At 59.6% G+C, this 12,153-nt stretch carries 14 protein-coding genes; 9 read left to right on the plus strand and 5 right to left on the minus strand.

All coding sequences use genetic code 11. The features are described 5' to 3' along the window. Window positions 1-33: 33 nt before the first annotated feature. The 3 genes from A6764_RS11415 to A6764_RS11425 all read left to right on the plus strand — a co-directional run bounded on the left by A6764_RS11415 (window position 34) and on the right by A6764_RS11425 (window position 3,140). Window positions 34-1,413, plus strand: a complete 1,380-nt coding sequence (locus A6764_RS11415) for a dihydrolipoamide acetyltransferase family protein (RefSeq protein WP_065066480.1) — start codon at window positions 34-36, stop codon at window positions 1,411-1,413. A gap of 5 nt (window positions 1,414-1,418) precedes the next feature. Then, window positions 1,419-2,831 (plus strand): dihydrolipoyl dehydrogenase, encoded by a 1,413-nt coding sequence (gene lpdA, locus A6764_RS11420; RefSeq protein ID WP_065066479.1) that lies wholly within the window; start codon window positions 1,419-1,421, stop codon window positions 2,829-2,831. 147 nt (window positions 2,832-2,978) lie between these two features. Then, window positions 2,979-3,140, plus strand: a complete 162-nt coding sequence (locus tag A6764_RS11425; protein WP_029099075.1) for an aspartyl-phosphate phosphatase Spo0E family protein — start codon at window positions 2,979-2,981, stop codon at window positions 3,138-3,140. Here A6764_RS11425 and A6764_RS11430 read toward each other — a convergent pair. Both A6764_RS11430 and A6764_RS11435 read right to left on the minus strand, forming a co-directional pair. Next, window positions 3,137-3,880: a DUF5937 family protein gene (locus A6764_RS11430; protein ID WP_065066478.1), complete on the minus strand. Its 744-nt coding sequence runs from the start codon at window positions 3,878-3,880 to the stop codon at window positions 3,137-3,139. The genes A6764_RS11425 and A6764_RS11430 overlap by 4 nt on opposite strands. 98 nt (window positions 3,881-3,978) lie before the next feature. Further along, window positions 3,979-4,128 (minus strand): small acid-soluble spore protein P, encoded by a 150-nt coding sequence (locus A6764_RS11435; RefSeq protein WP_029099077.1) that lies wholly within the window; start codon window positions 4,126-4,128, stop codon window positions 3,979-3,981. 192 nt (window positions 4,129-4,320) lie between these two features. Between A6764_RS11435 and A6764_RS11440 the strand changes: the two genes are divergently transcribed. Then, a complete protein-coding gene (locus A6764_RS11440) occupies window positions 4,321-5,208 on the plus strand; it encodes a HEPN domain-containing protein (protein ID WP_065066477.1) in 888 nt (295 codons plus the stop codon). Next, window positions 5,205-6,776: an ABC-F family ATP-binding cassette domain-containing protein gene (locus tag A6764_RS11445; protein ID WP_065066476.1), complete on the plus strand. Its 1,572-nt coding sequence runs from the start codon at window positions 5,205-5,207 to the stop codon at window positions 6,774-6,776. Before A6764_RS11440 ends, A6764_RS11445 begins: the two co-directional genes overlap by 4 nt. Before the next feature lie 76 nt (window positions 6,777-6,852). Here the strand turns inward: A6764_RS11445 and A6764_RS11450 are convergent, their stop codons facing one another. Together A6764_RS11450 and A6764_RS11455 are read right to left on the minus strand one after the other, a co-directional pair. Continuing rightward, on the minus strand, window positions 6,853-7,359 hold the full coding sequence (locus tag A6764_RS11450; protein WP_065066475.1) for a DUF6886 family protein: 507 nt from the start codon (window positions 7,357-7,359) through the stop codon (window positions 6,853-6,855). A 24-nt stretch (window positions 7,360-7,383) separates the two neighbouring features. Continuing rightward, window positions 7,384-8,439: a phosphodiester glycosidase family protein gene (locus tag A6764_RS11455; protein ID WP_065066474.1), complete on the minus strand. Its 1,056-nt coding sequence runs from the start codon at window positions 8,437-8,439 to the stop codon at window positions 7,384-7,386. A 121-nt stretch (window positions 8,440-8,560) separates the two neighbouring features. On the opposite strand from A6764_RS11455, the gene A6764_RS11460 reads away from it, so the two are divergent. From A6764_RS11460 to A6764_RS11470, 3 genes are all read left to right on the plus strand, one after another. After that, a complete protein-coding gene (locus A6764_RS11460; protein WP_162836725.1) occupies window positions 8,561-8,704 on the plus strand; it encodes a hypothetical protein in 144 nt (47 codons plus the stop codon). Between the two features lie 146 nt (window positions 8,705-8,850). Next, window positions 8,851-10,044, plus strand: coding sequence for a DEAD/DEAH box helicase (locus A6764_RS11465; protein WP_065066473.1), 1,194 nt, complete (start codon window positions 8,851-8,853; stop codon window positions 10,042-10,044). 38 nt (window positions 10,045-10,082) lie between these two features. Next, window positions 10,083-10,238: a hypothetical protein gene (locus A6764_RS11470; RefSeq protein WP_162836726.1), complete on the plus strand. Its 156-nt coding sequence runs from the start codon at window positions 10,083-10,085 to the stop codon at window positions 10,236-10,238. A 29-nt stretch (window positions 10,239-10,267) separates the two neighbouring features. Here the strand turns inward: A6764_RS11470 and A6764_RS11475 are convergent, their stop codons facing one another. Continuing rightward, the gene (locus A6764_RS11475; RefSeq protein WP_065066472.1) at window positions 10,268-10,912 is read right to left on the minus strand and encodes a serine/threonine protein kinase; all 645 of its coding nucleotides are present in this window, start codon (window positions 10,910-10,912) and stop codon (window positions 10,268-10,270) included. Between the two features lie 109 nt (window positions 10,913-11,021). Between A6764_RS11475 and A6764_RS11480 the strand changes: the two genes are divergently transcribed. Next, window positions 11,022-12,134, plus strand: coding sequence for a DUF3900 domain-containing protein (locus A6764_RS11480; protein ID WP_065066471.1), 1,113 nt, complete (start codon window positions 11,022-11,024; stop codon window positions 12,132-12,134). Window positions 12,135-12,153: the final 19 nt, after the last annotated feature.

Below are 12,153 nucleotides of genomic sequence, written 5' to 3' on the forward strand. Positions count from 1 at the left end.
TACGTCGGAGCGTTTATTTAAGGAGGAGATAACGTGAGTCGTTTTACATTCAGACTCCCGGAGCTTGGCGAGGGCATCCATGAAGGCGAAATCGTCAAATGGCACGTGAAGCCGGGGGATACCGTTGAAGAAGACCAAGTGATCATGGAAGTGCAAAATGACAAGGCGGTCGTGGAAGTGCCGTCTCCGGTGAAAGGAAAAGTGCTGGAACTGAAAGTGACCGAGGGCACCGTTTCCGTCGTCGGCGATCCGCTGATCGAATTTGAGGTGGAAGGCGAACTGCCCAACCTGCCGGATCACGGTTATGGAGAAGCCCCGGCTGCTGAGACGGGGAAAGAAGACAAAATGGAGCCGGGCTGCGACATCGGCTCCCAAGTGAGCGCCAACGCCAACCAGCCGCTGGACACGCCGCTGGCGCAGGCGACGGCAACAGCGGCACCTGTAGACCGCAAGCACGTGCTGGCGACTCCGTCCGTGCGCAAATACGCGCGTGAAAAAGGCGTTCAGCTCGCGCTGGTGCCGGGTACCGGCAAATTGGGCCGCATCACGCGCGAAGACGTAGACCGCTTCCTCGCAGGCGGCGCGGCAGCACCGGCACAAGCTCAAGCTGCCCAAGCACAGGCCGAAGCGGCTGCACCTGCAGCGCAAGCGCCGACCGGCGTACAGCAGGCGGCTGCGGCACCGACCGTACACTACACCGCACAAGCGGGCGAAGTGGAGGAGCGCGTTCCGCTCAAAGGCATCCGTAAAGCCATTGCCAAAGCGATGGTCAAATCGGCGTACACGGCTCCGCACGTTACCATTTTCGACGAAGTGGACGTCACCGACCTGGTGGCAATGCGCAAGGAAGCAAAACCGCTGGCGGAAGAGCGCGGCGTAAAGCTGACCTATCTGCCGTTCATCGTCAAGGCGGTCGTGGCCGGACTGAAAAAGTTCCCGGAACTGAACGCCTCCATCGACGACGAAAAACAAGAGATCGTCTACAAAAAGTACTATAACATCGGCATTGCCACTTCCACCGATGACGGTCTGGTGGTGCCGGTTGTCAAAGCGGCAGACCGCAAATCCATCTTTGAAATCGCCGGCGAGATCGGCGAACTGGCGAAGAAGGCGCGCGAACGCAAGGCGACGGCAGACGAGCTGAAAGGCTCCACCTTCAGCATCACCAACATCGGTTCCGCGGGCGGCATGTTCTTCACGCCGATCATCAACTACCCGGAAGTCGCCATTCTCGGCGTAGGCCGCATCAGCGAAAAACCGGTAGTGAAAAACGGCGAAATCGTGGTCGGCCAAGTGCTGTCCCTGTCGCTCAGCTTTGACCACCGCCTGATTGACGGCGAACCGGCGCAGCGTTTCGTCAACTACGTGAAGCAGCTCCTGGAAAACCCGACGCTGCTCGTCATGGAGGGATAAGAACGATGGTAGTAGGTGAATTTACCACAGAAGTGGACGTTCTCGTCATCGGCGCCGGTCCCGGCGGCTATGTGGCGGCCATTCGCGCTGCCCAACTGGGCAAATCCGTCGCCGTGGTGGAGAAAGCCGACCTGGGCGGCGTGTGCCTCAACGTCGGCTGCATTCCGTCCAAAGCGATGATTCACGCGGCTCACACGTATGAGCAGGCCCAGCACACGGCGAACATGGGCATCACCATGGAAAACGTAAAAGTGGACTTCGCCAAAGTCCAAGAGTGGAAAAACGGCATCGTCAAGCAGTTGACCGGCGGCGTCGCCTCGCTGTTCAAGGGCAACAAGATTCAGGTAATCCCCGGCGAAGCGCTGTTTGTCAGCGAAAACGAAGTGCGGGTCTTCCACGGCTACGACGTGAACCGCTACCGCTTTAACCACTGCATCATCGCCACGGGTTCCCGTCCGATCGAACTGCCGGCGTTCCCGTTTGGCAAGCGCGTGCTCTCCTCGACGGAAGCCCTGTCCCTGACGGAAATTCCGAAGAGCCTGGTCGTGATCGGCGGGGGCTACATCGGGATTGAGCTGGGTACTGTCTTTGCCAAGTTTGGTACCAAGGTAACCATTTTGGAAGGCTCTGACCAGATCCTGCCGGGATTCGAGCCGGAGATGACCCGCCTGGTAGAACGCAAGCTGAAAAAGCTGGGCGTGGACATCAATGTCAAAGCGCTCGCTCAAGGCATGGAGGAAAAAGAAGACGGCGTGATCGTCACAGCGGAAGTAAAAGGGGAGCAGAAGCAGTTTGATGCAGAATACGTGCTGGTAACCGTCGGCCGCCGTCCCAACACGGACGAACTGGGCGTACGCGATATCGGCATGAACCTGACCGACCGCGGCTACATCGTGGTGGACAAACAGGGCCGCACCAATATCCCCAACGTCTACGCGATCGGGGACATCGTCGCCGGTCCGGCTCTGGCCCACAAGGCTTCCTACGAAGGCAAAGTGGCTGCGGAAGCGATTGCCGGCCGTCCGTCTGAAGTGGACTACAAGGCCATCCCCGCTGTCGTCTTCTCCGATCCGGAGATCGCCAGCGTCGGGATCAGCGAAAGAGAAGCCAAGGAACAGGGCATCGACTACGTGGCGGGCCGCTTCCCGTTTGCCGCGAACGGCCGCGCGCTGTCTGTCAATGCCGGTGAAGGCTTCGTGAAACTGATCGCCGAAAAAGGCACCAATCTGGTGCTGGGCGCCCAGATTGTCGGACCGGAAGCGTCCAACATCATCGCCGAAATCGGCCTCGCCATCGAGATGGGAGCGACGCTGGAAGACATCGAGCTCACCATTCACGCTCACCCGACCCTGGGCGAAGTGACGATGGAAGCTGCGGAACTGGCCCTGGGCCATCCGATTCACGTGCTGAACAAGTAAACGCACGAAAGCGAAAGCCCTGCATCTCCAGCGGATGCAGGGCTTCCTTTTTTTGGCGCGACCGCTCCCGCGGACATTCTCCTCTTTCCACGCATTATCAAATAATGTAAAATAGTGGTTGATCGAGTCGGGTGGGGGTCTGGCAGCATGAACATTACGCAGAAGATGATTGATGATCTGCGGCAGCAACTGGAACGCGCAGCCAAGGATGCCGGTTACAATTTTAACGACCCTGAGATTGTAAAGATGAGTCAACAACTGGATCGGTTAATCGTTGCGCACATGCTGCAATACGCAAAACGCCCTTAACAGGGCGTTTTGCATTGTTCGAAATGATAGAGCAGGTGAGCGCTGGCCCCTTTTTTGGCGAGGGACGCAGCGCCGTTGTAAAAATGGCTGGGGTAGAGGACCAACTGCTGAACATGTTGAGCGTCGGGAGCGCCGTTTTCCCAGACGAGCTGCTCCTGCTCGGCATCGTAGCGGAAGCGGGGAGCGATCGTCCGCAAATAGGCCGTGATCTCATCCAGCGAGCGCAGCGACAGATGGATCCGTTCCGCCTCCCGTACAAACCGGGGCGCCAACGCCTCCCACTGCGGGGCGAAAAAAAGCTGCCAGTACGTGGAGATAAACAGGTTGAAGCGCCCTTTGACAAACGCGGGGTCCTCCTGCAGGTCGGCCGCGAGCGGAACATCCTCACCGGTTTTCTCCCACGCGTCCAGCATCGGCCGCAGGCTGTTCGCAAACGCTTCCTCGGACAGCGTGAAGAAGTAGTCGTATTGATCGTCAACGGCCATCACGCCTCTGGTTTGCAGCGGATCGAACGCGTCGGGGATGGCGAGGGTAAACATCGGACGAAAGTATTCCCAGTCTGATTGGATCCGGGCGGCACGAAAGCCGGCCAGTATGTCTGCGGCCCAGTCGGCCAGACGCGGGTCGGGCGTTTCCTGAGCCAGTGCGTGGAGGCTTGCCGCCAACTCGTACAAGGGAGAAACACTGTAGCTGATTTTGTGCGGAAGAGGGCTGTGGCCCGAAAGCGGAATCAGAATCATGATTGGTTGACCTCCATCAAGGATACTGTAATCATCATAGTTCATCCTTGTGGGACAATTCAATCATTTGGTTGTAAAAAACAGGAAGGCGCAGCGGATCAGCCTTCCCTCGTTTTGACCTGGCGCGAGTGATTCGCCTGCTTTACCTGTTTGGAGCCGGGCAGCGGCTCGCCGGTCTGTTCCATGGGTTCGTAGGTGTTGTTGTACGTTTGGTGGGGATTTTCGTCGCGCACGCGATCCTTTTCCATGGTATCATCTCCTTCCCGTATAGCATGCCGGAAACGAAGGATGACGAACCATAGGAATTGCTGGTATTCTAGAAGGAAGCATGTCGGAGACAGCAAATGAATGACATAATAAGTATTATGTAATCTTTGGGTCGGAGCCGGACTGCCCGTCAGCCGGACGCACCTGTCCAGAGCCGGAAAGGAGACATGCCCATGCCGTATCTGATTGCGCCGGTCTTTAACTCGACGACGTCCAGACCGGTGCGCATTGATCTGCCCCAGTCGTTTGTGCTGTTGTCGGGAGAGGAAAAACTGTACAAGCTGGCCTCCCGTTTTCTTAAAAATCAAATGGACGAGAGCCGTCTGCTGTTTGACCGCAAAGTAGGGGTGGACAGCCTGTTTTTGTTCGCCGAGTACCCCGATTTGAAAGTAAGGCAGGATCAGGCCTGGATCGAAGAAATCGAACAAAAGCTGAACCTGGCGACGCTGGACGGCATCTGCTCCATCCCGTACGTCATCACGGCCCAGCCGCCGGTGTTCGGGATCACCTATCTGAAGCGTTCCATTGACGGGAAGAAGTTTCGCTTTGACGAGCGGACCGAGGAAATCTTTCTGTCCCTCATCTGGGACAAGCCGGCCCTGCCTCAGCTCGCCGTTCGCCGCTACGCCCTCTCCCTGGAGAAAAAGAGTCTGGAGGACCAACTGCTGGACTTGTGGATTGCGCTGGAGTCGCTGTTTGTGCCCGACGGCAAAAAGGGAGAGATCACGTACAAGCTGCGTCTGCGCATGGCCTATTACTTCGGGGACACGTTTGCCGAACGGGAGCGGGTGGCCCAGTTTGTGAAACGGTCCTACAACCACCGCTCGGAGATCGTCCACAGCGGCAAGGTGCTGGGCAAAGCGCTGGAAGACGATGTGAACCGCCTGCGTCAAATGGCGCGCGCGGTTATTCTGAACACGGCGATGGAGGGCATCACGCTGCAGGATCTGCGCCTGCGGCTGGACGAGCTGATCATGGCCGGAGAGAGTTACGCCAGCCGGTACAAGCCCGCCTTTTTTGAACAGGTACGAATGGAGTCGACAAACAGGAGGAAATCATGAGCGTTTTAATCGTAGAAAATGTGAGCCACGGCTTCGCCGAACGCACGCTGTTTCGCGACGTGTCGTTTCGGCTGCAGCCGGGAGAACGGGTGGGCCTGGTAGGCGCGAACGGAACGGGGAAGTCCACGATGATGGCCCTGCTGACCGGCCAATTGATTCCGGACGCCGGACGGATCGAGTGGATGCCCAGGGTCCGCTACGGGTACCTCGACCAGCATACCAAGCTGACACCGGGCAAGACCATTCGGGACGTGCTCAAGGAAGCCTTTTTGCCGCTGCTTCAGGAAGAGGCGGAACTGGTGGCGATCGGGGAGCGGATGGCGGAGGCTTCACCGGAGGAGCTGGAAGAGCTGCTGGAGCGCATGGGCGAGATTCAGGATCGGCTGGAGTCGAGCGGATTTTACCTGATTGACGCCAAAGTGGAGGAAATCGCCAACGCCCTGGGTTTGTCCGCGATTGGTCTGGATCGGGACGTCGCCGCTCTGTCCGGCGGTCAGCGGACCAAGGTGCTCCTGGCGAAGCTGCTCCTGGAACAGCCGACCGTGCTGCTTCTGGACGAGCCGACCAACTATCTGGACGATGAGCACATCACCTGGCTGAAAGGCTACCTGAAAGCGTATCCTTACGCGTTTATCCTGATCTCGCACGACACCGGGTTCATGAACGACGTCGTCAACGTGATTTACCACCTGGAGTTTGCGAAGCTCACCCGCTACACGGGCAACTACGAGTCGTTCCTCGCCCAGGCGGAGATGAAGCGCAGCCAGCACCTGGACGCCTACGAGAAGCAGCAGGAGGAAATTGCGAAGATGGAGGACTTCATCGCCCGCAACAAGGCGCGCGCCTCCACCTCCGGCCGGGCGAAGAGCAGGCAGAAGCAGTTGGACAAGATCGAGCGCATCGAGAAGCCGGAGACGGCGGCCAAGCCGACGTTTGTTTTCAAGGAAGCGCGGGCGAGCAGCCGCTTCGTCTTCACGGCGGAAGAACTGGAGATCGGCTACACCCGTCCGCTGCTGCCCAAGCTGACGGTCGCCCTGGAACGAGGGGAAAAGGTGGCGGTCGTCGGCATGAACGGGGTGGGGAAATCCACCCTGCTGAAAACGGTGCTCGGCCTGATCCCGCCGCTCGGGGGCAAACTGGAGCAGGGTGACTTCCTGCAGCCGGCCTACTTCGAGCAGGAAGTAAAGCCGAAGCCGGTCACCGCCTTGGACGAGGTGTGGAACGAGTTCCCTCATCTCAACAACCATGAAGTGCGGGGTGCTCTGGCCCGCTGCGGTTTGAAAAACGAGCACATCAACCGCCCCATGACGGCTCTCTCCGGGGGTGAACAGGCCAAGGTACGGCTCTGCAAGCTGCTCCAGCGGGAAAGCAACTGGCTGGTCTTTGACGAGCCGACCAACCACCTCGACGTGGCGGCCAAGGACGAACTGAAACGCGCCTTGCAGGCCTTCAAGGGAACCGTGCTGCTGGTCTGCCACGAACCGGACTTTTACGAAGACTGGGTGACCCAGGTGTGGAACGTGGAAGAGTGGAGCCAGGTGCAGGCCAGGACCGCGATAAAATGGTAAGAAAGGCAAACAAACAGGCAGCCCGACACTTTGGTGAGCGGGCTGCCTGTTTTTGATTGAGCGAGGCCGTCGGAGCCTACCGGGATGCATTGCGCATCCGGATCATCGAAAAGTGAAGCGAGGAGGCGAGCAGCGCATCGTGCAGCGGCCAAAGCGAGGGCATTAGTCTGAGCTCCACGTCTTCTGCGGTCAGGCGCTCGATCAGGTCGCCCATCGGCTCCACCTTCAGCGGTTCAATCGATTCGTGGGCGATGTAGTAGCCGGCTCCCGGCTCCCAACAAGTGAACGGCTCAGGCGGCAGGTGGTAGACGTAGAGCTTGGCCTGCCTGATCCGTCCGTACCAGCCGTTCTCGGTGGCGATCACCATTCGGGCCGTGGTGTGTCCGAGAAAACGGTCCGCGTCTTCGGACGTGGTCTCGGGGAGCCGGTAGAACGCAATGCGCGGACAGTCGCGCGGGAAGAAGTACATCGGCGCCCGCTCCCGGTCGATGGCCCAGACCGCCGGCGGCAGGGCGGGATGCGACGGATGGGGGCGGGGGTCAAACCGGGCAATGGTCGGATCCTCGCTGAAATGGTACAGCATGTTTCCCCTCCTTGGCGATATTCGTTAGTAGACGGCCCATGCATTGGGCAAATAGCGGCCGCGTTCGTACGGGCAGGACGTCCTGGTGATGGCTTCCCCGTTGTACAGCATCATCGAACTGGAACCGCCGTCCATCGCCATCGCGTTGACGACGCCCCGAGATGCCAGGATTTCCGCCACGTCGTTCATGCTGGCGCCGATGGAGTGGCCGGGCTGCCGTCCGTCGATGACCAGGAACGCGATGGTGCCGTCCGCTTTTTGACCGACGGCGGTGCGCGGTTGAATCCCCCAGCTTTTGGCGGGCTTGTCCGCAAACAGGTTTTTGCCGTTGACGATGAGCTGCGGCCGGAAACTCATCGCATCCCGAACGCCCATGTTCACCAACTCCTGGGCGGAGTAATTGCCGGTCACCAGCCTGCCGTCATAGGTGATGCCTAGGGCCGTTTCCCCGCTCTTGGGGTTGTATCCCTGCAGGATCCTGCCGTCCTTGATCACCACGCCGTACGCTTTGGTTCCCCTGCCGTAGCCGTCCGGGTCGGAAAACCCGCTGGCGTTGACGATCCCAATGGCGTTGTACTTCTTGGCGAACTCGTCGAGGAGATCGCCCCGGTCTTTGCGCGTGGTGACGACCAGATGGACGCGGTTGGGATCGCTGATGTACATCAGTTTGCCTTTGAAGTAATAACTGCCGCGCGTTTCGTCGATCTCCTCGATCTCGATCAGGTCCCTCGGCTTTTCCGGCGCGGAGACGTCGACCGGCCGGGCGTCCGGCTGCTTCGCCGTGTCCGCTTCCGAGTTGATGACGACGGGATTGCGAATCTGTCTTTTCAGCTCTTCCAGTTTGTCGTCGGGCAAAAACGTGTACGGCGCCCAGTAGTCGTGCTGCGTCGTCAGCAGCGTGCCGGCTGCCCATTCCCGCAGCTCTTCGCCCGTCTCCGTGCCGAAGAGAAAGAGGAAGCCGCCCAGGGCAAGGGTGGCAAACGTGAACGCGCAGGCAGCCGCCAACCGCCTGAACCAGCTCCACCGTCGGCTGCGCCGCTGCCTTCGCTTCTGCGTCAAGGTACGTGACAAGGTGGTCATAAGTGCTCTTCCCCACATCCATGTTTATATTTGTCGTATAAGTTTGACGATTGGACGGGAAAAAAGTTTCAGGGGACAGCGGGAACGTTCGCGGACAGACTATCTGCAGGAGGTGAGCCGCATGCGCGGATATGACAAGGAATTTCAAAAACAGGTGGAAGCGTACATGGATCATCCGCCCGGGACGCACAACCAGCACAGCGAGAAAGACCGGCACGACAAAATGGAAAAACGGGAAACCCGGCTCGATTCCAACAACCGCTGACGGCAGGAGGCGGCTTCCTGCCGGATGGATCAGATGGATGTACGCTTGTTCGGGACCCGCGCGTTGAGGCATTCCGTTTGGCGGTTTCACTTGGCAGCCATTTGTGGTAAGCTTACCCATGATCATGTCTTGCCAGGAGGATTGTTGTGAGTACCACGTTTGCTGATTTCAAGCTGAGCGCACCGCTGTTGGAGGCGCTTGAAGAACGGAATATGAAGCGGCCCACGCCCGTGCAGCAGGATGCGATCCCCGTCGTCCAAAGCGGCCGAAACGCCCTGGTGGAATCGCCGACGGGAACGGGGAAAACGCTGGCCTACCTGCTGCCGCTGATCGACCGGGTGGAAGCGGACAGCAAGGAGCTGCAGGTGCTGGTTCTGGCTCCGACTCACGAATTGGTGATGCAGATTGCCAGAGAGGCGGAGCCGCTGCTCGCGAAAAAAGGGGCAGCCGTGGTGCCGATTATCGGCGGCGTCGACGTGAAGCGGCAGGTGGAGCGGCTGAAAAAGCGGCCGGCGCTGATTGCCGCCACACCGGGACGTCTGCTGGAGCTGATCGAGCAGCGGAAAGTAAAGGTGCACACCGTAAAGGCCGCGGTGGTGGACGAAGCCGACCGCCTTCTGGACGAAGGCTTTTTGCGGCCGGTTCAGGAAGTGTTGAAACGGACGTTGCGGGACACGCAGCGGCTGTTTTTCTCCGCGACCTTGCCGGAAAGCGTGGTGCAGCTTGCCTCGGCGCTGGCTGCCGATCCGGTCGTGATCCGATCGGCGGCGCCGGAGAACGCGGCAGGTGTGGCGCACATGTACCTGGTCAGCGATCCCCGCAAAAAGGCGGACACGCTGCGCCGGCTGCTGCGTCTCGTCAACGCCCGCGCGTCGATCGTGTTTGTCAATCAGATCGACAAGGTGGAGGAGATCACCGCCAAGCTCGCGTATCACCACCTGCCGTGCCGTTTGCTGCACCGCGACGCCAGCAAGGAAGAGCGGGCCCACACCCTGCAGCAGTTCCGCGACGGTGCTTTTCCCGTCCTGATCACTACGGACGTGGCCGCTCGCGGCCTTGATATCCCGGGCGTGGAATGCATCGTTCATTACGATCCCGCTTCCGACGTCGATACCTACATCCATCGAAGCGGCCGCACCGGCCGGATGGGCCGGGCGGGTCTGGTCTTTTCCATTGTCACGCCGCAGGAATTGTTTATCGTCCGCAAGTTTGCCAAGCAGACCGGTTTGTCCATCGCGGAAAAAGCGATGTCGTACGGCGCGCTGGTCGATCCCGCCGATCTGCGCCGGCCGAAGAACGGCGGCCGGGTACATAAGAAAGGACGCTTTGGAACAAAGTAGGAGAAGAATCACCCTACTGATGTCCACAGGAGGTTCCCATGCGCAACGATCGATTGGATGAAGAAGACCTGCTGGTAAACGGCCCCGTCGGCGGCGAGCGCCTCTCCAAAAGCGAGCGACAAACGCTGCGCCGGGAAGCGGGGGAACTGAAACGGCAGATGGAAGCGGCCAACGAGGAGCCGATTCGGGAGTAAGCGAAAAGAGCAGGCGCAATCGGTGTACATCATCGATTGGACTGCTCTTTTTTCGCGTTCAGGTACGCATTCAGATCGGCGAGCCACTCCTCGACGCTGCCGTATGCCGGGTCGATCTGCAGCAGGCGGCGGATCATCCCCCGTATCTCCGGTGAGAGCAACAGCTCTTCTTCCCAACTGCGCTCCGGCTGGTTCTCGTCTGCTTCGTACCCGGAGTAAAGCAGAAACAGGAAAAAATGGCCGAGGGCATACAGGTCGCTGGCCGGCTCCACCTGCCGTATCAACCGGGCCGCCTCCAACTCGCCGAGCGCGGCCCCCTCCTCGAACAGCAGGTCTTCCAGCGTCGGCCCGGCGATGTATGTCATCACCAGGAACGAATCGTTCCGGTGCCGAAACGACTCCAGCCAGCGCGGCATCTGCGGATGGGAGAGGGCGGCCAGCACCCGCTGTTCGTAGTGCTGCATCGCTTCCCCTTTGGGGGAGCGGCGCAGACTGGGCTTCACCTGTTTGAGCACCACAACCCGGCCGGACGGGATATGGACGGCCCGGTAGGCGATTCCGTAGCTGCCCATGCCCAGCACCTCTTCGATCCGGTAGCCGCCGACCAGAGCGCCGGGCTTGTACGGTCTGTCGCGCACGGCGCGGTTCCACCATGCGCATAGCTGTTTCCACATGAAGTGTCCCTCCTGTCTCCATGATACCATTTTCGGAAAAACGCCTGACCGTTTTTTCCGGCTTTGCTATAATCATGTCGTTCAGATATGGGACAGGAGCGAGGAACGGATGAATTTTGTCATCGATTGGCTGTCGTTTTTTTTGATCGAACAACCGGAAGGAGAGGGAAGCGCCAAACACGTCCGGATGAGCCGGTTCTTGTCCGGGGATGAATATCAGAAAAGCGAGCTGCGCCCCTTTTTGGACGGGGAGTTTGCCCGGATCGCCAAGCGCAAGGCGGAGCCGAACCCGAAGAGCGACGCCAGCCCGACCAAGCTGGGCCGGTTTGTGCTGGAGGAGGGGCATCCGCTGGAGTCCAACCCCAATTACGCGCTGCTGCAGCGGCTCTTGGCCGCGGAGACGCCGGGGGAGAGCAGGGAGCCTTGTCAGGAGCTGGTTCAGTCGTATCTGCGCACTTCCCAGGTGCGGGGCGGGGTTCTTCTGGTCGTCCGCACACGGCTGGAACCGCTGGACGATCGGTACGTGTTCATACTCAAATGCGACTTTGAACAGAAAACGGCCATCATCACCGACGAGCACAGCCTGATCGCCAACGTCAACATGGCGATCAGCGCGAAAAACATGAAGTCGCTGATGTACCCGCACATGGTCGAGCAGGGGATGAACGATCCGTACCACGTGAAGATCCATCAATTTTCCCACGCCCGGTACTTTGAAGAATTTATGCGTTTCATCGAATATCCGCAAACGCTGACCCAGCTCGTCTCCGAAGAAGTGCTGTCGCTGGCCCGCCAGCACATCGAATACGTCTACCCCGAGGCGACGGAAGAGCGGCTGCGGGCGGAAGAGGAGATCGAACTGATTGCCGCCAGCCCCAAGCGGGAGCTGGCCGAGAAATGGGAGCACGACACGGTGATGGAAGCTACACAGATCATTACCGAACGGCAGCCGGAAGCGGAGCTGAAATTCAAGCTGGACCACATGCAGGTGCGGGCGCTTTTGGCCGACTACGGGATCAACCTGCACATCGCCAAGGCTAACGGCCGGTACGTGGTGCTGCTGGAAGGAGACGCGCTGCAGTTTGAGCGGGGCGTCTCGCCGGTGGAATTCGCCAAGCCCAAGAGTCTGCACGAGATCGTAAGCGAGATCGAGGAACGCAGCCGTTCCTGCGAGGCAGCTCCGACCGTCTCCGATCCGGACGACCGGCCGCCGTGGGAGTGAGAAACGACAAAAGAGGGGG

It is taken from the genome of Brevibacillus sp. WF146 (genome assembly GCF_001673705.2).
In the GTDB taxonomy this organism is placed as follows: domain Bacteria; phylum Bacillota; class Bacilli; order Brevibacillales; family Brevibacillaceae; genus Brevibacillus; species Brevibacillus thermoruber.